This is a genomic window from Pectobacterium brasiliense (assembly GCF_013449685.1).
GTDB classification, from domain to species: Bacteria; Pseudomonadota; Gammaproteobacteria; order Enterobacterales; family Enterobacteriaceae; genus Pectobacterium; species Pectobacterium brasiliense_A.
This window is the reverse complement of the sequence record NZ_JACDSF010000001.1, coordinates 84660-105824: the sequence shown is the minus strand read 5'-3', so window position 1 is coordinate 105824 and position 21165 is coordinate 84660. Positions and strand designations below refer to the sequence as shown.

The following is a 21165-nucleotide window of genomic DNA, read 5'->3' as shown; positions in this document are numbered from 1 at the left end:
AGTTTTGTTACAAGATAACCCCGACAGGGCGCGCTTCTGCGGCGATTTAATGCTGACTTTTTACTGTCCGCTCATTAGGATACTATCACTCCTTGTGCTTCATCACTTGCCAGAGGGCGAGTTGAAGGACGTAGGGCACACGCTGTTTACCCGTTCATGGAGATATCATGCGCACATTGTGGCGAATTTTTAGCGGATTTTTTAAGTGGACATGGCGTCTGCTTAATTTTATCAGAGAATTTATTCTCAATATTTTCCTTATTGCTCTGATTTTAGTTGGTGTTGGGATCTACTCACAGGTAAAAACGACGCCGGAAGAGGCCACGAAGGGTGCGCTGCTGGTCGATCTGACGGGTGTAGTTGTTGATCAACCCACCGTTAACAACAAACTGCGTCAATTAGGACGTGAATTCTTTGGCGCATCGAACAACCGTCGTCAGGAAAACTCACTGTTCGATATTGTCGACAGTATTCGTCAGGCAAAGAGTGACGACAACATCACGGGAGTGGTGCTGGATCTCAGCGACTTTACCGGTGCCGACCAGCCGTCTCTGCAATATATCGGCAAGGCGCTGCGCGAATTTCGCGATAGCGGTAAGCCTATTTATGCGGTCGGCGACAGCTACAACCAGTCTCAATACTATTTGGCCAGTTTTGCCAATACGGTGTCATTGACGCCACAAGGCAGTGTTGATCTACACGGTTTCGCGACCAACAATCTCTACTTCAAGTCCATGCTGGACAAGCTGAAAGTGACCACCAATATCTTCCGCGTGGGAACTTATAAGTCAGCCGTTGAACCGTATCTGCGTGACGATATGTCGCCTGCGGCGCGCGATGCCGATGGTCGTTGGATCAATGCGCTGTGGCAGCAGTATTTAAATACCGTTTCCGCTAACCGCCAGATTACGCCTCAGCAGCTCTTCCCGGGTGCAACCAACATCATTGCAGGCTTGCAGGCCGTCCAGGGCGATACCGCACGCTATGCGCTGGATAACAAGCTGGTCGATGAAGTGGCATCACGTTCCGTGACCGAGCAATCGCTGGTTAAAGCGTTCGGCTGGAATAGCCAGAAGAACAACTTTAATTTCATCAGCATTTACGACTACACCATCAAACCACCGGTGCAAAATAACAACCAGATCGCGGTTGTATTTGCCAATGGCGCCATAATTGATGGCCCGGAAACACCGGGAATGGTCGGTGGCGATACCACGGCGGCACAGATCCGCGCCGCGCGCCTCGATCCTAAAGTCAAAGCGCTGGTACTGCGCGTCAATAGCCCTGGCGGTAGCGTCACCGCGTCGGAGCTGATTCGTTCAGAATTGATGGCGCTCCGTTTGGCAGGTAAACCGATCGTGGTCTCCATGGGCGGTATGGCAGCATCGGGCGGCTACTGGATCTCAACGCCAGCAAACGCAATCATCTCCAGCGCCAGTACGCTGACAGGTTCTATCGGTATTTTTGGCGTGATTACCACGTTCGAAGATTCGCTGGAAAACCTTGGCGTCCACACGGATGGCGTAGCGACCTCGCCACTGGCCGATCTGTCGATCACGAAATCACTGCCACCTGAATTCTCGCAGATGATGCAGTTAAGTATCGAACGCGGTTATAAGAACTTCATTGATATCGTGGCGCAGGCGCGTAAGAAAACGCCTGAGCAAATCGATCAGATCGCGCAAGGTCACGTCTGGATCGGTAGCGACGCGAAAGAAAATGGTTTGGTCGATCAGATCGGTGATTTTGATGATGCCGTGAAGAAAGCGGCTGAGCTGGCAAAACTGGGACAGTATCAGTTGAACTGGTATGCCGAGCAGCCGGGTCTGCTGGACACGATGCTGAATCAGGTGAACGCCTCCGTGTACGCCCTGCTGCCCGTTGCCGTCCAGTCTATGCTGCCAGCACCGGTCGCACAGCTGGCGGAAGCCATGCGGTCACAGCCGTCCATCATGAATAACCTGAACGACCCGCAGAACCGGTACGCATTTTGCCTCACCTGCGGAGAAGTCCGGTAGCGTTTACAGTAGCCGCCAATATGTACCCTAAATAATTCGAGTTGCGTGAAGGCGGCAAGAGAAGGCATCCCGATGAGCTTACTCAGGTAAGTGATTCGGGTGACTGAACGCTGCCAACGCACAAGCAGCTTGAAGTATGACGGGTATAGCCCGGTAATAGTCATTGCTTATGATAGTATTATCGGGCTGTTTTTCCCTCTATAATTCTCGGTTTAATCCTGACTCACACCACCATGCGAAAGAAATCCATTTATGTCGCCTATACGGGCGGCACCATCGGCATGCAGCGCTCTGCTAATGGCTATGTTCCGGTATCCGGTCATTTACAACAGCAGTTGGCAAAAATGCCGGAATTCCACCGCGAAGAGATGCCGTCGTTCACGATTCATGAATATGATCCGTTGATCGATTCGTCTGATATGACGCCAGCGGATTGGCAATCCATCGCGGACGATATTCAAAACCATTACGATGACTACGATGGTTTCGTGATTCTGCATGGTACTGACACGATGGCGTTCACCGCCTCCGCGCTCTCGTTTATGCTGGAAAATCTTGCCAAGCCGGTTATCGTGACAGGGTCACAAATCCCGTTAGCGGAATTGCGCTCGGACGGTCAGACCAACCTGCTGAACGCGCTGTACGTTGCGGCTAATCATCCGATTAATGAAGTCGCCCTCTTCTTCAATAACAAACTGCTGCGCGGCAACCGCACCACCAAAGCTCACGCGGATGGCTTTGATGCCTTCGCCTCCCCCAACTATCCGCCGCTGCTCGAAGCCGGTATCCATATTCGTCGGCTGGCACCGACCGTGGAATGTAACAACTGTCCGCCACTGAAAGTGCATCACATTACGCCACAGCCTATCGGGGTGATTACGATTTACCCCGGCATTTCTGCCGATGTCATCAGCAATTTCCTCCGTCAGCCGGTGAAAGCACTTATCCTGCGCTCCTACGGCGTTGGCAACGCGCCGCAAAGCCCCGGGCTGCTGCACGAATTACGTGAAGCCTCCGCACGCGGTATTGTGGTCGTCAACCTGACGCAGTGCATTTCAGGGCGCGTAAACATGGGCGGCTATGCGACGGGCAATGCGCTGGCGCATGCGGGCGTTATCAGTGGCTTTGATATGACCGTTGAGGCGGCATTGACCAAACTGCATTACTTACTGAGCCAGCAGGACCTAAGCGCCGATGACATTCGCCAGTTGACGCAGCAGAACCTGCATGGGGAATTGAGCGATAAAGACTGAGTTAATCACGGAGTCGTAATGAAGAAAGCATTGCTATTAGTTGATCTGCAAAATGATTTTTGTCCCGACGGTGCATTGGCTGTTAATGAAGGCGACCGCGTCATTGAGGTGGCTAATCGCGCTATTGAAGCCTGCGTAGCCGCTGGCGTTCCAGTAATTGCCAGTCAGGATTGGCACCCCGCGAATCACGGCAGTTTTGCTGTTAATGCGCATACCAAGGTCGGAGAACTCGGTGAGTTAAACGGATGGCCGCAGATCTGGTGGCCCGTTCACTGCGTGCAGGGAACCACCGGCGCTGATTTTCATCCAGCACTGAATCAGTCAGCGATTCAGTGGATCGTACAAAAAGGGACTCAGCCGGAGATCGACAGCTATAGCGCTTTTTTCGATAATGGACATCGGGTGAAAACCGAATTGGATGCGTGGCTACACGCCAACCAGATCACCCATTTGATTATTCTGGGGCTGGCGACCGATTATTGCGTCAAGTTCAGCGTGCTGGATGCGATTGCGCTGGGCTATCACACCGAAGTCTTGGTGGATGGCTGTCGTGGCGTGAATCTTTCGCCTGATGACAGCGAATCTGCGTTACGGGAAATGGCACAGCGTGGGGCGATACTGACGGATATGACGCAGTTTCTTACTACGGTGTCAGCAGCTCACTAGCGCTACTGACAACCGGAATAGCGGCAGCCGTTGCGGCTGCCTGCTTCTGTTTTACGCGTCGGGTTTTAGCGTAATAATAGCGTCAGCGATGTTAAACTCGCGCTTCAGCTCCTGCTTGCTCTTCATCACGATTTCGCCATCAGTGCCAATCGTCATGTGCTCAGCCTGTTCGTTATGGCGAGCCTGCCACATCATCACCATTTGCAGGCAGTTTTCTTTCTGTTCAGCCGTCAACGCGACACCGTCTGGCCATTTGCCCAACTCCACCGCCGTGACTAACCGCTGGTAAATTTCTGGCGTCATGGCGTCGATCAGATCATTGAGTTCCATATCCGGTTTCTGCTCCGAGAAAGATCAGGTTTATTCTTATTGGGTTTCTGTGCTGTGCTAACAGCGTTTTTAGTAGCTGAATCGTTTAAAGCAAGATATTATCTATCTTATCGCCGTCGCACCTATCGCAAACAGATTACCCGTCAACGCGTTCGCCATCAACGTCGTCGATGAAACTCAGTGAAGCCGAATTCACGCAGTAACGTTCGCCCGTGGTTTTCGGGCCATCAGGGAAAACGTGGCCCAGATGCGCATCACACTGCCCGCAGCGGATTTCGATACGGTGCATATTGTGTGAATCATCTTCCAGATAGCGAATCGCCTCTGAAGATACGGGCTGATCGAAGCTCGGCCAGCCACAGCCGGAGTCGTATTTGCTGTCGGAATAAAACAACGGAGCCTGGCAGCACAGGCAGTGATAAGCGCCAGTGCGCTTGTTATGCAGCAATTTGCCTGAAAACGCAGGTTCCGTACCACGTTGCTGGGTGACATAGCGCTGCATCTCTGTCAATTCAGTATTGTCGGATGGGGTACGTGAAGCAGAGTCGTTAGTCATAGGAAGTCTCACGGCGGGTGTTATCAATTCAATTAATCATTGATTATAACAAAAAATTAACAACCTAACAGGCTGTTCTGACCTAATATTAGGAATGTTATTAGCATCAATATTTAATTGTGATGCACATCACATATTGAGATCACACAGGCTTTATATGATGCATTTCACCCTCATATCAGGCTTAGATGTTACTTAGTTACAGGGTCGAGCGGTTTTCGCACAAAGTTTGGTCATAGGTTTGACTTACAGCAACTATTGACACGATTCCGCTTGACGCTCAGCAAGGTTTTTGTAATTTTACAACCAACCTTTTATTCACAAACCAATAGCTGGTGGAATATATGACTATCAAAGTAGGTATCAACGGTTTTGGCCGTATCGGCCGTATTGTTTTTCGCGCTGCGCAAGAGCGTTCTGACATTGAGATCGTTGCAATCAACGACCTGTTAGATGCTGATTACATGGCGTACATGCTGAAGTACGACTCAACTCATGGTCGTTTCAACGGCACCGTTGAAGTTAAAGATGGCCACCTGGTTGTTAACGGCAAAACCATTCGTGTTACCGCAGAGCGCGATCCTGCAAACCTGAAGTGGAACGAAGTCAACGTAGACGTTGTTGCTGAAGCAACTGGCCTGTTCCTGACTGACGACACTGCACGTAAACACATCGCTGCTGGTGCGAAGAAAGTCGTTCTGACTGGTCCATCTAAAGATGATACCCCAATGTTCGTTATGGGCGTAAACCACAAAACTTACGCTGGTCAGGAAATCGTTTCTAACGCATCTTGCACCACCAACTGCCTGGCTCCGCTGGCAAAAGTTATCAACGACAACTTCGGTATCGTTGAAGCACTGATGACCACCGTTCACGCAACCACTGCAACGCAGAAAACGGTTGATGGCCCGTCTCACAAAGACTGGCGCGGCGGCCGCGGCGCAGCACAGAACATCATCCCATCTTCTACCGGTGCTGCTAAAGCAGTAGGTAAAGTGATTCCTGAGCTGAACGGCAAACTGACTGGTATGGCGTTCCGCGTTCCTACCCCGAACGTTTCTGTTGTTGACCTGACTGCACGTCTGGAAAAACCTGCTTCTTACAAAGAAATTTGTGCAGCAATCAAAGCCGCTTCTGAAGGTGAGCTGAAAGGCGTTCTGGGCTACACCGAAGACGAAGTAGTTTCTACCGATTTCAACGGTGAAAAACTGACTTCCGTATTCGATGCTAAAGCGGGTATCGCTCTGAGCGACAACTTTGTGAAACTGGTTTCCTGGTACGATAACGAAACTGGTTACTCAAACAAAGTTCTGGATCTGATCGCTCACATCTCTAAATAAGCGTCAGCGATGATTCTGTGAAAAAAGGGCGACGTGATGTCGCCCTTTTTTATTGTTTATTGCAGATTTCTTTTTACCACGAAAAACAATCAAAAAAAGGCACTATCATGCATAACACAATGTTCTCACTCCCCGTAACGAAGCAAATTAGCGCCACCCTCACCCAGCGTCAGTTGGACCAATTACCCATCATTGTCGTTGATCACCCTGAAGTGCGCGCGGCAGTCGCATTACAAGGTGCGCACCTGCTCAGTTGGCAGCCAACAAACGAAGAGCCGGTGCTCTGGCTAAGCGACAATACGCCTTTTACTCATCACGTTGCTATTCGCGGCGGTGTTCCAATCTGTTTCCCTTGGTTTGGCCCTTTCGCCGATCCTAATCACGGTTTTGCCCGTCTGCTGCCGTGGGAATTTACCGCCCACAGCGAAGATGAACACGGCGTACAGCTCACGTTCACGCTGCAGGATAATGAAGAAACGCGCAAGAGCTGGCCGCATGCGTTCACGCTCATCGCCCGCTTCAAGCTGGGCAAGGAATGTGGCATTGAACTGGAAGCGCATGGTGATTACAGCATTACCAGCGCGCTGCATACCTATTTCAATATCGGCGATATCAGCAATATCCGCATTGCTGGCCTGGGTGAGTCTTTCATTGATAAAGTGGATCAGGGCAAGCTGGCAACGCAGCAAGGCGATCTGGTCTTTACCGACCGTACAGACCGCATTTATACCCAGCCGCAGGACACCAGTGTGGTACATGACGCAGTGCTGAAACGTACTATCGAAGTGCACCATACGCACCATAGCGATGTCGTGTCATGGAACCCCGGAGCTGAGCTCTCTCGTACGATTAGCGATATGACCGATGAGGGATATAAAACGTTCGTGTGTGTGGAAACTGCGCGCATTAATCAACCGTTTGTCGCATCCGCCAACGCGCCAGCGCGTTTGGCAACGGTTATCCGCATCAAGAAATAATCACCGCTATAGCGATATCCAAACTATTAAGGTGTATGGCGATTTCGCCATACACCTATTCTGCCAATCCTTTCGCCTCAACTACACCACATCCAGATGCTGTTTGCACGTCGGCGGAGGGAAGGCCTGATCTAACTGCGCAATATCTTCATCAGACAACAGCACGTCCAGTGCTTGCGCATTTTCCTGAACATGCGTGACAGAACTTGCTTTAGGTATCGCGATCACGCCCGGTTGACGAATTACCCACGCCAGTAGCAGTTGAGCAGGCGTGATGCTCTGTTCGCGTGCAATGCGGTTCACTACCGGATGCGAGAATAACCCATCACGCAAGCGCCCTGCCTGCGCCAGCGGACAATACGCCATTACCGGAAGCTGCTGTTGCTGACACCACGGTAACAAATCAAACTCAATACCGCGCGATGCCAGATGGTAAAGCACCTGATTGGTCATGCAGCGCTGTCCGCCGTTTAGCGACCAGAGCTCCTGCATATCCTCAAGATCGAGATTGGAGACGCCCCACTGGCCGATTTTTCCCGCCTGCTGTAATCGCTCCATCGCCGCAATCGTATCCACTAACGGGATGCCACCGCGCCAATGTAGCAGATACAGGTCAATGCGCTCGGTTTGCAGTCGCTTCAGGCTGCGTTCACACGCCTGTATCGCTTTTTCGCCTCCCGCATTGTGCGGATAGACTTTCGACACCAGATAAACGCTATCACGGCGGCCACGTATCGCTTCACCGACGACGTCCTCCGCTCTGCCTTCCGCATACATTTCGGCCGTATCAATCAGCGTTAACCCAAGATCGATACCCGCTTGCAGCGCCGTCACTTCCTGCGCTTTCATTCGGGCATCTTCGCCCATGTACCACGTTCCCTGACCGATCGCCGGTACGCGGGTGTCATCTGGAAAACGAATCGCTTTTGTCACACGTTCCTCCCTTGCCTGCCGTCAACCTAACGGGTTTGCCGTCAACCTAACATGGCGTTTGGCGCACCATAAATGTGCAAATGGGGTGATATCACCCCATTATTGTACGGCAGATGCACTATGCTTACGAAGAGCATTAAAAGCGCTCACGAAAAGCATCAGAAGCGATAGCTGACGCCTGCGCTCATTAAGATGCTGTGGTTACTATCAACAATCGGGCTGTCTTTCATTTCGTCAGACAGACGCGTATAACGGCCCACAGCCCAGGCGCTCCAGCTTTGGTTAATTTCATAACCTGCACTCAGTTCAAGATACGGAGCCCAGCCATCACCAGGGCTGTATTGGTTAAAGCCAGAACGCGAAGATTCTTGCGCACTCACACCGTAGTAATACTGGTTCATGTTTTCACTAAACCAGGTCGCACCAATACCTGGAGTGATGCTCAGATCGCCCATTGAGAAACGGTAAAGGTAAGCGGTATCCCACGCGAAGCCGTTGCTGTAATCCAGCGTATCCCCTGCCAGCACGGTACGAATTTCACCCCAGTCGGCAGTATGACGATAAGCCGCCCCCGCCATCAGCGTACTGCGGCGTTTGTCCAACTGCTTCATACGCAGATCGTCGCTATCTCCCGGCTTAAACCCTAAAGGCAGGTAATAGGCCGTTAAAGAGAAACGATTTGCGCCGTCATTCCACAGGTAATATCCACCACCCAGCCCGCGGAAATAAAAATTTTCACTTTCATAATTCAGTACAGGAAGCGGATAAACGTCATTATCAACACCACGGTACACGGACGTTGAGCCCACAGCGCCGAGGCCCAGAGAGACATCGGCGGCATAGGCTGAAGGCAGGACCACAGCACCCGAAATCAGCGCGGCCAGCACACATAGTTGAGGTTTTTTCACAGTTTTCTATTTCCTATTACAGATAAATATCATGAAACATGATAGCCAATTACACACGTTCGCATTCAGGTTATATAAAAATAACATTAACGAATAACCGATATATTCGATAGGTTTTACGTGCGCTAACGTCGGTAAGAGGCTGTGTTCTTAAGGCTGAGCGCCCATTCTCAGTCATGCTACACGGATTTTCCTGAAAGTGAGTCCTTGAAATATCTTAAAAATACGTCTGTGGACTAGAGGAAATTTTACGGATGCAAACTACGCTTTAATACAGAAGGTGACGTCTTCCTGACCAGCAGGAATGAATAAAATCACGACGCCCTGACGCGACAAGTTGGCATAAGGGTTGCTGGACTCAGGAGATTTCTTCTTTCGGAGGGCAATACATTAATAGGCATATATTCCACACGCTCTCTTAATCTGTGCTAATCGACGAAGGACGGGCATCACTATGAACATATTTGATCACTACCGCCAGCGCTACGACGCTGCCAAGGACGAAGAGTTCACTCTGCAGGAATTCCTTACCATCTGTCAGCAGGATCGCAATGCTTATGCGAACGCGGCTGAACGCTTGTTAACGGCTATCGGTGAACCTGTAATGGTGGATACCGCCCAAGAATCACGAATGTCGCGCCTATTCTCAAACCGGGTGATTGCTCGCTACCCTGCTTTTGAAGAATTTTACGGTATGGAAGAGGCCATCGAACAGATTGTCTCTTACCTGAAACATGCCGCGCAGGGATTAGAAGAGAAGAAACAGATTCTGTATCTGTTGGGGCCAGTCGGCGGCGGGAAATCGTCTCTTGCCGAACGCCTGAAAGCGCTAATGCAGCGCGTACCGATTTACATCCTCAGTGCCAACGGCGAACGCAGCCCGGTGAATGATCATCCGCTCTGCCTGTTCAACCCGCAGGAAGATGCCACAATACTTGAGAAAGAGTATGCCATTCCACGGCGCTACCTCGGCACCATCATGTCACCGTGGGCAGCAAAACGCCTTCAGGAATTTGGCGGCGACATTACCAAGTTCAAAGTCGTCAAAGTGTGGCCATCGATTCTGGCGCAAATCGGGATCGCGAAAACCGAGCCCGGTGATGAGAACAATCAGGACATTTCAGCGCTGGTCGGTAAAGTCGATATCCGCAAGCTGGAGCACTATGCTCAGAACGATCCCGATGCCTACGGCTACTCCGGCGCATTGTGCCGGGCGAACCAGGGCATTATGGAATTCGTCGAAATGTTCAAAGCGCCGATCAAGGTTCTTCACCCGCTGCTGACTGCGACACAAGAAGGCAACTATAACGGGACGGAAGGCATTGCCGCCCTGCCGTTCAACGGAATTATTCTGGCGCACTCCAATGAATCCGAATGGGTGCAGTTCCGTAACAACAAGAACAATGAAGCGTTTCTTGACCGCGTGTATATCGTGAAGGTGCCGTACTGCCTGCGCGTGTCTGAAGAGGTCAAGATCTACGACAAGTTGCTGGATCACAGCGAACTGACGCACGCCCCTTGCGCGCCCGGCACGCTGGAAACGCTGGCCCGCTTCTCTATTCTGTCGCGGCTGAAAGATCCTGAAAACTCCAGCATCTACTCCAAGATGCGGGTTTACGACGGCGAAAGCCTGAAAGATACCGATCCGAAGGCGAAGTCCTATCAGGAATATCGCGACTATGCGGGTGTAGATGAGGGAATGAACGGTCTGTCGACCCGCTTCGCATTCAAGATTCTGTCGCGCGTCTTTAACTTCGATCACAGCGAAGTCGCGGCTAACCCAGTGCACCTGTTCTACGTGCTGGAGCAACAGATCGAGCGCGAACAGTTCCCGCAGGAGCTGGCAGATAAGTATTTAGAGCACCTGAAAGGCTATCTGACACCGAAATACGCCGAATTTATCGGTAAAGAGATCCAGACCGCCTACCTCGAATCCTATTCCGAATACGGCCAGAACATTTTTGACCGTTATGTTACCTATGCGGATTTCTGGATTCAGGATCAGGAGTACCGTGACCCAGATACGGGCCAACTGTTTGACCGCGAATCGTTAAACGCCGAGCTGGAAAAGATCGAGAAGCCTGCGGGCATCAGCAACCCTAAAGACTTCCGTAACGAGATCGTCAACTTTGTCCTGCGCGCCCGTGCCAACAATAGCGGCCGGAATCCAAACTGGACCAGTTACGAGAAGCTGCGTACGGTCATTGAGAAGAAGATGTTTTCCAATACGGAAGAGCTGCTGCCTGTGATTTCGTTTAACACCAAAACCTCAACGGATGAACAGAAAAAACATGATGACTTCGTCGATCGCATGATGGAGAAAGGCTACACCCGGAAACAGGTTCGTTTGCTGTGCGAATGGTATCTGCGGGTGAGGAAGTCATCATAATGACGCACGATGCTGGCAACAGCGTTTGGGGGAAACATGGCCTATTTTATTGACCGACGACTGAACGGCAAAAACAAAAGCACGGTGAACCGCCAACGCTTTCTGCGCCGCTATAAGTCGCAAATAAAACAGTCGATTTCCGAGGCCATTAATAAGCGTTCGGTGACCGACATCGAAAGCGGGGAGTCAGTCTCGATCCCCAATGCAGACATCAACGAACCGATGTTCCATCAAGGCCGTGGAGGACGCCGCCACCGCGTCCACCCGGGCAACGATCACTTTGTACAGAACGACAAAATCGAGCGGCCACAAGGAGGTGGCGGCGGTGGTTCCGGTCAGGGGGATGCCAGTAAAGATGGCGAAGGCGAAGATGAATTTGTCTTTCAGATCTCCAAAGACGAATATCTGGACCTGCTGTTTGAAGATCTGGCGCTGCCGAATCTGAAGAAGACCCAGCATCGGCAGATGACCGAGTACAAAACGCACCGCGCCGGGTACACCGCTAACGGCGTTCCTGCCAATATCAGCGTGGTACGTTCGCTGCAAAACTCGCTGGCACGCCGTATGGCGATGACAGCGGGTAAACGGCGCACGTTGCATGAACTGGAAGAGACGCTGGAACAGCTGGCGCATACCGAACCTGCACAATTGCTGGAAGAGGAACGGCTGCGGCAGGAAATTAACGAACTGCGCCAGAAAATCGCCCGCGTGCCGTTTATTGATACGTTTGACCTGCGCTACAGGAACTACGAGCGTCGGGCCGAACCGTCGAGCCAGGCGGTGATGTTCTGTTTGATGGACGTGTCTGGTTCGATGGATCAGGCGACGAAAGACATGGTGAAGCGCTTTTATATTCTGCTGTATCTGTTCCTCAGCCGAAATTATAAAAACGTCGACGTCGTCTACATTCGCCACCATACGCAGGCGAAAGAGGTTGATGAACAGGAGTTCTTCTACTCTCAGGAAACCGGCGGCACCATTGTCTCCAGTGCATTAAAGCTGATGGAGGAAGTGGTTCGCGAGCGTTACGATCCGTCACAGTGGAACATCTATGCGGCACAGGCGTCGGATGGCGATAACTGGGCTGATGACTCACCACTGTGTCACCAGATTCTGGCAAATCAGCTTCTGCCGATGGTGCGTTATTATAGCTATATTGAAATCACCCGGCGTTCACACCAGACGCTCTGGCGCGAATATGAAACGCTGCGCGATACATTCGATAATTTCGCCATGCAGCATATCCGCGATCAGGATGATATCTACCCTGTCTTCCGTGAACTCTTCCGTAAACAAACGGTAGGGCATTGACCCTCCTCTCAATCAGCCAGTTATCTGTTAATGATTAATCGTTAGCTGGCTGATTTTCTCTTTCTGGGCATTTTTCTATAAACATGCATTTAAAATACATGTATTATAAATAGCATTATACCTGCATAGAGAATCGCTTATGAACATTGATAAATTCAAACACCAGCACAACGAAATACTCGAAAGCATTGATACCCTGCGTCGGCTATCACGAGAAGGCGTGACGGAGAACGCCACTGACATCGCCCGCGCCATCGTCGCCATGAGTTCAACCATCAAGCTGCACCTTTCCGCAGAAGATCGCGTGCTTTACCCTTCGCTTCAGCGCAGCGGTGACGCGCAGCTAACGAAGATGAGTCAGCATTATCAGAATGAAATGCAAACCATTGCCGCAGACTACGATGCATTTTCCCGTCGCTGGAATACGGCTTCACAACTGATAGGGCACGATAGGGATTTCCGGGCTGATGCCAATAACGTGTTGCGTAAGGTCTATGAACGTATGCAGAGGGAGAATCACGATTTTTATCCCCGCATTGAAACGGCCTGAGTGGATTAAGCATGTTTGACTAAAGGGCGGAAAATCTCTGCTCCGCCCTATTGATTAGCGCCTTCATACAACCTCGCCACGCTATTTCCCTTCACATCATCGTGACATTGTCACAAAGATAACGCTTTCTTTCCGCCAGTGTGCGCATTACCCTGTCGAACCCATAAAACATAGATTTCTGTTTTTGTTATGCAAAGATTTGTTCTGATTTTACTGACTCTGGTTCTACTCGGCCCTCTGGGTATAGACATTTATTTACCGCTTATTCCCGCCATCGCCGTGGCGCTGAACAGCCCTGAATCGCTGATTCAATCCACCGTCGCACTGTTTATTCTGATCATGGGATTAGGCCAACTGCTAGCAGGGCCGCTGGTCGATAAATACGGTCGACGCCCTATGGCGCTGGCTGGCGTGATTATCTACCTCATCGGTGCGATCATGGCCGCGCTAGCCACCAGCGCCACGCTATTCGTCCTCTCACGTCTTTTTCAGGGGCTGGCCGTCTGCTGTACTGCCGTCGCCATTTTCAGCAGCGTGCGTGACAAACTGAACGGCGACGATGCCGCCAGAACCTATGGCTTTCTTAACGGCACGCTGAACATTGTGCCGGCACTGGCTCCGCTATTAGGCGGGCTGTTGGCCGAAGCCTTCGGCTGGCGTGCTCCCTTCTGGTTCCTCGCGGGCTACAGCGTTCTGGTACTGGCACTCGTCACCCGCTTCCTGCCTGAAACGCGCCCAGACTCAACGCTTCCCGTACACGGCTTGCCGCTGCGCCAATACGCACGTCTGTTATCCGATCGCCAGTTTCTGGGATTCGCCTCAGTCAACGCGGGTGCCATGGGGATGGCATTGACCTATGTCACCTTCTCTCCCGTGGTGTTGATGAATGAGGCTCGGCTCACGCCGCTTGAGTTTTCGATTGCCTTTGGCGTAAACGGTTTTTGGATCATGCTCGTCAGCTTCTTTGCAAATCGCATGATTCGTAAAGTCGGCCGACCGCGCTGCCTGGCTATCGGTAGCCTGCTAATGGGAACTGGGTTTCTTTCGCTGCTTGGCGGCGTCGTTCTCTTACCCGAAGCGATGCAAAACACCTGGCCAACCTACATGCTGCCTGTCGCGCTGGCCTGTGCCGGTCTGGCATTTTTGATCGGGCCGTCCACCAGCTATGCACTGGAGCCTTATTCCAATGAGGCGGGGATTGCGTCGGCGATGGTAGGATTTGTGCAGATGGCGGGCGGCGCGGCGCTGGGCCTGATGGCTATGGCCGTTCCTCTGCCGTCAAAAGTATCACTGGCGCTGGTCATGCTCTGTGCCGCTCTGCTGGCGATATGCGCCCGCCTGCTTACGCGGCACCACAAGAGCAGCATTACATCGCTGCCCCGTACGTAGTTTAAAATATATTTGGGATAATTAGCCGCCGGTAGATTTTTCCAGCGGCTAATTACATATTGAACATCGAATTACCAGCCCGATACTTGTCTTTATCATTCATAATTTCCTTTATACCACAATGAATAGACATAAAATCACTTATTATGGGACATGACATTCATCAAAGAGGTTGCTTTCTATACTCCACATAATTCGAGTATCAGGAAGACGGAAAGTAAGGAAATCCCAATGAGCTAACTCAAGTAAGTGATTCGGGTGACAGAATGAAACCAACGCACATGTAACTTGAAGCATGACGGGGATATAAGCAATGATTAATGCTAAACACTCCTTAGCTTTATTAGTCTGAATATTTAACAAAATATAATCTTGATTAGACCATCATAATAACTTTTGTTCAATTAATTGTTCAAAAGAAAATTCACACCTATATTCCTTTGGTGTTTTTCCATATTCTTGAAAGAATTTTTTATAGAAAAAATTTTCATTTGCAATACCTGACCTCTCTGATACATCTCTAATTGGCAATGCACTTGTTTCAAGTAAATGTGCAGCATATTTAATTCTTTTCATTGTTTGAATATCTTTAAATCCCAAGCCGGTTTTATTTTTTATAAGATGAGAGAGATATTTTTCATTATATCCGAATTCTTTAGCTAACGATTTAAGAGAACAAGTTATAAAATTATCATCAATATAACTAAGAATATCAATAATATCACCCCTTTCCTCCTTTGGAATATTAATCACATGTGGAGCTGGGTTCTCTCTATACATCATAATGAGCTCAAACATAATTAACGACAAATAACAGCTTATTATTTCATTTGAGTAGGAGTTTTTATTATAACACTCAGAGATCAATTGCATGAAAAGCATTCGTATTTTCTTATTATTATTGCTCCGGAAAAATATATAACTTTTGTGGTCGTTGTTTTCAGAAAGTGCAGACGCAATAAAATCAGAAAAGAAACTTCGGTTAGTCAGTTTTTTCAAAAAATTATTTGTGAGAAACTTATGACCAAAATGAATGCTTATTATTATATCGTTTTCACCTAAGAATTCTTTACTTCTAATTACATTACGATCAATAAAGCAAACATCATTTTCACCAAGCGATATACACTTACCATCTACACTCATAGTAGATTTTCCCGAATAGACATAGCTCATGTGCAAACTGGAATGAACATGCTCCAGCACTGATGTAAATCGAGAATTCCTTGTTATTTCAAATGCATGAGTATCAAGATCGGTCAGTTCAAAGTAATAGATGTTTTTCCCATCTATATCCACTTTAGCAATACGGTCATATTTCTTACTAAGCGCTCCTGGATTTTGAAGGTAAAATGCTTCACTTTCTGTAATTTCTCTAATTTTTTCATCTAAAACTGCATCCAGTTTACCAGCGTTTACCATTTACTTTTCCTCTTTTGCCACTTAAAACCACCTACACTCAGCAACATCACATGCTCAACGATGCTAATACGGTACTAAGGTATCAGTTATGTGACTCTTAGCAAGAGATATGGAATTTTGACAGTGCCATCATGTGTTTTTGCCATAGTCTAAGTTACGAAGAGAGTGATTTAATTGCAGTGGTCATGAGATGTTATAAAAAATTAGACATGATTTTTCTTAAATAAGAGAGAACACCGTGGATTACAAAGAGCTTGCAGAAAAAATCTTTATCAGAATTGGTGGTCAAGAAAATATATCACACTTAGCACATTGCGCTACCCGCCTTCGTATCACACTGGCGAACAATGTGAAAATAGATAAAGAGGATATAAAAAATCTCAAAGGCGTTCTTGGCGTTGTCGAGAGTGGTGGGCAACTACAAATTATCTTAGGTCAGCATGTTTCTCATATTTATTCAGAAATAGATAAAATGCTATCTCCTAACGACGTTAAAACAGAGAGGAAAACAAGTAATAAAACGACTAAAAAGAGCATAGTTTCTACTGTACTTGATACGATAACAGGCATCTTCACTCCGGTCCTAAGCGCAATTACTGGCGCAGCGATGGTCAAGGTTTTGTTAATACTATTGACCCTTTCTGAGTTAGTAAAAAAAGATTCTGATATTTATATAACACTTACATTTATTTCTGACACGGCATTCTTTTTTCTTCCAATAATGCTTGCCTATTCAGCAGCACAAAAATTTAAAATGAACCCTTATGTCGCTATGACCTTAGGTGGCGTGTTGATGCATCCAGCACTAACACAGCTTAAAGCCACCAAAGGATCTTTAGCTTTTTTAGGGATAGATATCCCTCTAATTTCATACGGTTCAACAGTTATTCCAATTATACTTGTCATATGGCTAGCCTCATATGTCGAGCGTTTAGCAGATCGCATCTCCCCCAGTTCGTTAGTTTTCTTTCTGAAGCCATTTTTAACTGTTTTGATCATGGCTCCATTAGCACTAACACTTATTGCTCCTCTTGGGGTCTATTTCGGCAGTGGGTTAGGCTTCGCAATTAATTATATAAATTCGAATTTCACCTGGCTTTTACCTGTCATATTCGGAATATTCTCTCCAATATTCATCATGACTGGTATGCATTATGCTGTGACAATTCCTTTAGTGATTACCTCTATTGCTACTTATGGTTTTGACATGGCTGGTGCAGGGTTCTTGATGGCAAATATTGCTCAAGGTGCCGCAGCGCTCGCAGTTGCACGCTTAGCCGTTGATAGGGATTTCAAGTCAATGGCTAATGCTGCTGGTTTTACTGGTCTACTTGGTATCACTGAACCTGCGTTATACGGTGTTAATTTAAAATTTAGAAAGCCTTTTTATGCCGTAATGATTTCTGGTGGGATTGCAGGTCTTTACGTGGGTTTCTTTGGCGTGAAACGTTTAGCACTGGCACCAACAGGATTAACAACCTTACCTATATTTGTAGATCCTGAAAATAGCATTAATTTTGTACATGCAATTATAGGATTATGTATTAGCTTTGTCATGTCTTACTCTTTGACCACTTTATTTATGAGAAAAACAGACATAAAAGTATAGCATTTTTCAATTAAGGAAAAATTATGAAATTAAAATTTAATCACGAATTTTTATTTGGTGGCGCTATTTCTGGAGCGCAGGCTGATGGAGGCTATCTTAGCGACAATAAAGGGCCAGACACTCAGTCCATGCGATTCTTTGATGCTAACTGGTCTCGTGAAGAGAGGGATTTAAAGCGTGGTTCAATAACACACGATAACTTTATTAAGGCTATCAAAGATAATAATCATGCATCTTATCCATGTCGAAATGGCATCAATTTTTATAAAAATTACAGAGACGATATAGCACTATTAGAAGAGTTAGGCATCCAGATATTTCGGACATCAATCGATTGGTCACGTATTTTTCCACATGGGGATGATGAAAATCCTAATGAAATAGGCATTCAATTTTACATTGACCTTTTTAGCTTATGTAAAGAAAAAGGGATAAAGATTTTTGCCACAATCCTGCATTACAATATGCCTGTAGAAATCATTACAAAGTACAATGGATGGAAAAACAGAAAAACAATTGATCTGTATATAAAGTATGTAAATGTTTTATTTTCCCGTTTAGGGGACTTGGTAGATTACTGGCTTCCATTCAATGAAATTAATGCTGCAAAATTTAACCCATTCAATGGAGTTGGGTTAATAAAAGATCAAGAGGATGATATTGAATCTTCTATTTTTCAGTCATTACACCATCAGTTCATTGCAAATGCCAAGGTCGTTGAACTTGCTAAAAAATTACTCCCTGAGGCAAATATAGGCGGGATGATCGCCAGATTTACAACTTATCCAGCCACATCTAGACCAGAAGATGTGATGGAGACAATACTGAAGGAAAAATATTCAAACTATTTTTATACCGATGTAATGGTTCGTGGGAAATACCCTAGATACATGGAAAGATACTTCAAAGAAAATAACATTCACATTTTTTTCGAGGAAGGAGATGAAGAATTACTAAAGGAAAATAAAGTTAACTTTCTTAGTTTTTCATATTACATGTCTATGGTTGCATCCACTGAAAAAGATTGGAAAAAAACAGACGGTAATTTGATTTCAGGAAACCGTAATCCTTATCTACAAGCAAGCGAATGGGGATGGCAGATCGATCCTATTGGTTTAAGGATTACTCTTGACCAATTCTGGGATAGATACGAGATACCATTATTTATTGCTGAAAACGGCATCGGGGCTAAGGATATTCTCACCCCAGAAAATCATGTTCATGATCCTTATAGATCTTCATATATCAGGTCACACCTTGAACAAGTGAAAGAAGCGATTGCTGATGGTGTGATTGTTATTGGATATACGTTGTGGGGTGTAATAGACATCATATCCTGTGGAACAATGGAAATGTCAAAAAGATACGGTGTCATATACGTAGACATCGACGATACAGGTAATGGCACAGGAAATCGATTCAAAAAGGACTCCTTTTATTGGTATAAAAAATACATCGAATCACGAGGAGAGTATTCAGGAAACTAAAGCTAGAGTTATTTAACACAAGGTGTGTCCATACAGATGCACCTATTTCATAGCGTACCCAATAATAACCAGAGAGAACAGCATGAAAAAACCTCAATTAACCATGGTTGCAATCATGGTTATTTTTAGCATACACACTGCCCAGGCAGAAAGTATTACGCTTGAACAAAAAATTGAAAGATTAGAAAAACTTCTTTATCAAAATAAAATAGAAACACAAGAAAACAATCGTCAGATAAAAAAATATCAGCAAGAACTTGCCAAAACAAATACTGAATTAAATAATTATAAAAAAATCATGGCGGTTAGTGACAAATCCATTTCAACGAAAGAAAATATTTATGTACCTATACAGAAAGAAGAGAAAATTGTAGAAAACGTTAATAAACCAATTACGGGAAATTCCACCATTACCATCGATAGAACACGTGAAATCTCAATTGCAGAACTAAGTCAGGCAGTCAAGGAGGAAAATGGTTTTTCATATACAGGATATTTACGCGGTGGGTGGGCATCAGGTAATCGCGGTGCCCCAACATCGTATGCTATAGGTTCTTTAGGCCGTCTCGGTAATGAAAATACTGGTTGGTATGGTTTAGGTTTTGCACAGCGGGTGTATAACTCAAATGGAAAAACAGCCCGTGCCGTTGTGAAGCTCGATGGTAATGTCAGCCAATCAAAGAGCAACGCATTCGTTGATGGCGAAGGCGAAAATATCATGCAATTCGTAGATTTATATCTCGATACTAAAGGCTTTATGACATTTGCACCAGAAGCATCTTTATGGGCAGGCCGTAGATCGTTACCTTCCTATGAAATTCAAATGTTAGACTGGAAAGCTTATAAAGCCGATGCAGCTTCTGGGGTCGGAATTGAAGGGCTGGATGTTGGAAACGGAAATCTTAATCTAGCTTTGCTAAGGAAAGATGTTGATGCCACTGACAAAACAACAGCCCGTACATCTAGCCAGACTGTCAATGTTAACGGTATCGACATTCGTTGGAAAAATATTGCACTAGCAGATAGAACAACACTGGAACTTCAAACGAAATACAATTTCGCCAATAAAAATGATACGCAAAAGAATGATGCCAATGCTGGTCTATATTATGATGTCAAAAAATCCTTTATTTCTACCGCTATTTTAAGACATAAGTGGCAGGATAAAAGTTTCAATGAGATAACCGTACAATATGCAAATAACTCCTTTGCCAGCACATTCTCAGAGTTAGCGGGTGACATTCAGTTCGGATTTGGAAATCGCTACTATGGGGAACATACAGGTGGTACAGCCTATCGGCTCATTGAACAGGGTGAAAATTATTTAACACCGAATGTGATTATGGCTCATTCGTTTGTTTGGACCCAAGGTCAAGATATATATAACCGGTATACGGGTAGCAATACCGATTTCAATGCGTTAAAAGGAGTAATTAGACCCGCCTACATCTGGAATGAAAACAACCAAACAGGCGTCGAACTTGGTGCATTTACCCAAACTAATACCGTTGGTAACGTAAAATACAAACAGAGTGCGTATAAAATCACACCTTATCATGCGATTAAAGTCGATACGAGTATCTTGAACTCTCGTCCGGAAGTAAGATTCTTTGGCAGTTATATCAACATTGAACATAATGATATTGATAAATTTAGTTTTTCCGATGGTCGCCGCAATCAATTCGTAGTTGGTGTCCAGGCAGAGGTGTGGTGGAAATAACGTTAAATTGGCCTCTTTATGTACTGCCCCCAAAAGTTGGACATAATAATCGAGGCATCTCAGAAAGAGTCCATGGAATACATGGACTCTTTTTTGTTTCCTGCAAAAGCTAAATACACGCTTCCACAGCCAAATTATCCATTCTGCTGCATCTTATTCCATGCGCTTCCCTGTTTCTACAACAACCTGTAATACACCAACCAATTGAGTAAGATCCGGTCCTGATTATTCAGATCTTAGGTGAAGAAAAGATTAAGTTTCGCAGCACCATATAGTATTGACTAAAGAGGCTCTTCTGTACTGGTAA

Annotated in this window: 17 protein-coding genes; 12 read left to right on the top strand and 5 right to left on the bottom strand. The window is 46.8% G+C overall.

Annotation, left to right across the window (positions count from 1 at the left end):
• The first annotated feature begins 167 nt into the window (after positions 1-167).
• From sppA to pncA, 3 genes are all read left to right on the top strand, one after another.
• On the top strand, positions 168-2018 hold the full coding sequence (sppA, locus tag H0248_RS00530) for a signal peptide peptidase SppA (protein ID WP_180784267.1): 1851 nt from the start codon (positions 168-170) through the stop codon (positions 2016-2018).
• Between the two features lie 233 nt (positions 2019-2251).
• A complete protein-coding gene (gene ansA / locus H0248_RS00525; protein ID WP_180784266.1) occupies positions 2252-3271 on the top strand; it encodes an asparaginase in 1020 nt (339 codons plus the stop codon).
• A gap of 18 nt (positions 3272-3289) precedes the next feature.
• On the top strand, positions 3290-3937 hold the full coding sequence (pncA, locus tag H0248_RS00520) for a bifunctional nicotinamidase/pyrazinamidase (protein ID WP_180784265.1): 648 nt from the start codon (positions 3290-3292) through the stop codon (positions 3935-3937).
• A 51-nt stretch (positions 3938-3988) separates the two neighbouring features.
• On the opposite strand, the gene H0248_RS00515 is transcribed toward pncA, so the two are convergent.
• Both H0248_RS00515 and msrB read right to left on the bottom strand, forming a co-directional pair.
• Positions 3989-4267: a YeaC family protein gene (locus H0248_RS00515; RefSeq protein ID WP_010275380.1), complete on the bottom strand. Its 279-nt coding sequence runs from the start codon at positions 4265-4267 to the stop codon at positions 3989-3991.
• 136 nt (positions 4268-4403) lie between these two features.
• Positions 4404-4823, bottom strand: a complete 420-nt coding sequence (gene msrB, locus H0248_RS00510; protein WP_180784264.1) for a peptide-methionine (R)-S-oxide reductase MsrB — start codon at positions 4821-4823, stop codon at positions 4404-4406.
• Positions 4824-5167: 344 nt separating this feature from the next.
• On the opposite strand from msrB, the gene gapA reads away from it, so the two are divergent.
• Both gapA and H0248_RS00500 read left to right on the top strand, forming a co-directional pair.
• Positions 5168-6163: a glyceraldehyde-3-phosphate dehydrogenase gene (gene gapA, locus H0248_RS00505; protein ID WP_010295247.1), complete on the top strand. Its 996-nt coding sequence runs from the start codon at positions 5168-5170 to the stop codon at positions 6161-6163.
• Positions 6164-6270: 107 nt separating this feature from the next.
• Positions 6271-7140, top strand: a complete 870-nt coding sequence (locus H0248_RS00500) for a D-hexose-6-phosphate mutarotase (protein WP_180784263.1) — start codon at positions 6271-6273, stop codon at positions 7138-7140.
• An 81-nt stretch (positions 7141-7221) separates the two neighbouring features.
• Here H0248_RS00500 and H0248_RS00495 read toward each other — a convergent pair whose 3' ends face one another.
• Both H0248_RS00495 and H0248_RS00490 read right to left on the bottom strand, forming a co-directional pair.
• Entirely contained in the window at positions 7222-8073 is an 852-nt protein-coding gene (locus H0248_RS00495; RefSeq protein ID WP_180784262.1) for an aldo/keto reductase, read from the bottom strand.
• A 158-nt stretch (positions 8074-8231) separates the two neighbouring features.
• The gene (locus tag H0248_RS00490) at positions 8232-8981 is read right to left on the bottom strand and encodes a MipA/OmpV family protein (RefSeq protein ID WP_180784261.1); all 750 of its coding nucleotides are present in this window, start codon (positions 8979-8981) and stop codon (positions 8232-8234) included.
• Positions 8982-9435: 454 nt separating this feature from the next.
• On the opposite strand from H0248_RS00490, the gene yeaG reads away from it, so the two are divergent.
• From yeaG to H0248_RS00470, 4 genes are all read left to right on the top strand, one after another.
• Positions 9436-11370 carry a protein kinase YeaG gene (gene yeaG / locus H0248_RS00485; RefSeq protein ID WP_180784260.1) on the top strand — a complete coding sequence of 645 codons (1935 nt, stop codon included), beginning with the start codon at positions 9436-9438 and terminating at the stop codon, positions 11368-11370.
• 36 nt (positions 11371-11406) lie between these two features.
• The gene (locus tag H0248_RS00480) at positions 11407-12681 is read left to right on the top strand and encodes a YeaH/YhbH family protein (protein WP_180784259.1); all 1275 of its coding nucleotides are present in this window, start codon (positions 11407-11409) and stop codon (positions 12679-12681) included.
• Between the two features lie 139 nt (positions 12682-12820).
• The gene (locus H0248_RS00475; protein ID WP_180784258.1) at positions 12821-13231 is read left to right on the top strand and encodes a hemerythrin domain-containing protein; all 411 of its coding nucleotides are present in this window, start codon (positions 12821-12823) and stop codon (positions 13229-13231) included.
• A gap of 189 nt (positions 13232-13420) precedes the next feature.
• The gene (locus tag H0248_RS00470) at positions 13421-14620 is read left to right on the top strand and encodes a multidrug effflux MFS transporter (RefSeq protein ID WP_180784257.1); all 1200 of its coding nucleotides are present in this window, start codon (positions 13421-13423) and stop codon (positions 14618-14620) included.
• Between the two features lie 384 nt (positions 14621-15004).
• Here the strand turns inward: H0248_RS00470 and H0248_RS00465 are convergent, their stop codons facing one another.
• Positions 15005-16042, bottom strand: a complete 1038-nt coding sequence (locus H0248_RS00465) for an AraC family transcriptional regulator (RefSeq protein ID WP_180784256.1) — start codon at positions 16040-16042, stop codon at positions 15005-15007.
• Between the two features lie 238 nt (positions 16043-16280).
• Between H0248_RS00465 and H0248_RS00460 the strand changes: the two genes are divergently transcribed.
• From H0248_RS00460 to H0248_RS00450, 3 genes are all read left to right on the top strand, one after another.
• Positions 16281-17651: a PTS transporter subunit EIIC gene (locus H0248_RS00460; RefSeq protein ID WP_180784255.1), complete on the top strand. Its 1371-nt coding sequence runs from the start codon at positions 16281-16283 to the stop codon at positions 17649-17651.
• A 23-nt stretch (positions 17652-17674) separates the two neighbouring features.
• Positions 17675-19138: a glycoside hydrolase family 1 protein gene (locus tag H0248_RS00455; protein WP_180784254.1), complete on the top strand. Its 1464-nt coding sequence runs from the start codon at positions 17675-17677 to the stop codon at positions 19136-19138.
• 82 nt (positions 19139-19220) lie between these two features.
• Positions 19221-20858 carry a carbohydrate porin gene (locus tag H0248_RS00450; protein WP_180784253.1) on the top strand — a complete coding sequence of 546 codons (1638 nt, stop codon included), beginning with the start codon at positions 19221-19223 and terminating at the stop codon, positions 20856-20858.
• The last annotated feature ends 307 nt before the right edge of the window (positions 20859-21165 follow it).

Excerpts from the sequence above, each read along its gene's own strand:
- sppA (WP_180784267.1), top strand. The coding sequence starts at position 168 with ATGCGCACATTGTGGCGAATTTTTAGCGGATTTTTTAAGTGGACATGG.
- ansA (WP_180784266.1), top strand. The coding sequence starts at position 2,252 with ATGCGAAAGAAATCCATTTATGTCGCCTATACGGGCGGCACCATCGGC.
- pncA (WP_180784265.1), top strand. The coding sequence starts at position 3,290 with ATGAAGAAAGCATTGCTATTAGTTGATCTGCAAAATGATTTTTGTCCC.
- H0248_RS00515 (WP_010275380.1), bottom strand. The coding sequence starts at position 4,267 with ATGGAACTCAATGATCTGATCGACGCCATGACGCCAGAAATTTACCAG.
- msrB (WP_180784264.1), bottom strand. The coding sequence starts at position 4,823 with ATGACTAACGACTCTGCTTCACGTACCCCATCCGACAATACTGAATTG.
- gapA (WP_010295247.1), top strand. The coding sequence starts at position 5,168 with ATGACTATCAAAGTAGGTATCAACGGTTTTGGCCGTATCGGCCGTATT.
- H0248_RS00500 (WP_180784263.1), top strand. The coding sequence starts at position 6,271 with ATGCATAACACAATGTTCTCACTCCCCGTAACGAAGCAAATTAGCGCC.
- yeaG (WP_180784260.1), top strand. The coding sequence starts at position 9,436 with ATGAACATATTTGATCACTACCGCCAGCGCTACGACGCTGCCAAGGAC.
- H0248_RS00480 (WP_180784259.1), top strand. The coding sequence starts at position 11,407 with ATGGCCTATTTTATTGACCGACGACTGAACGGCAAAAACAAAAGCACG.
- H0248_RS00475 (WP_180784258.1), top strand. The coding sequence starts at position 12,821 with ATGAACATTGATAAATTCAAACACCAGCACAACGAAATACTCGAAAGC.
- H0248_RS00470 (WP_180784257.1), top strand. The coding sequence starts at position 13,421 with ATGCAAAGATTTGTTCTGATTTTACTGACTCTGGTTCTACTCGGCCCT.
- H0248_RS00465 (WP_180784256.1), bottom strand. The coding sequence starts at position 16,042 with ATGGTAAACGCTGGTAAACTGGATGCAGTTTTAGATGAAAAAATTAGA.
- H0248_RS00455 (WP_180784254.1), top strand. The coding sequence starts at position 17,675 with ATGAAATTAAAATTTAATCACGAATTTTTATTTGGTGGCGCTATTTCT.
- H0248_RS00450 (WP_180784253.1), top strand. The coding sequence starts at position 19,221 with ATGAAAAAACCTCAATTAACCATGGTTGCAATCATGGTTATTTTTAGC.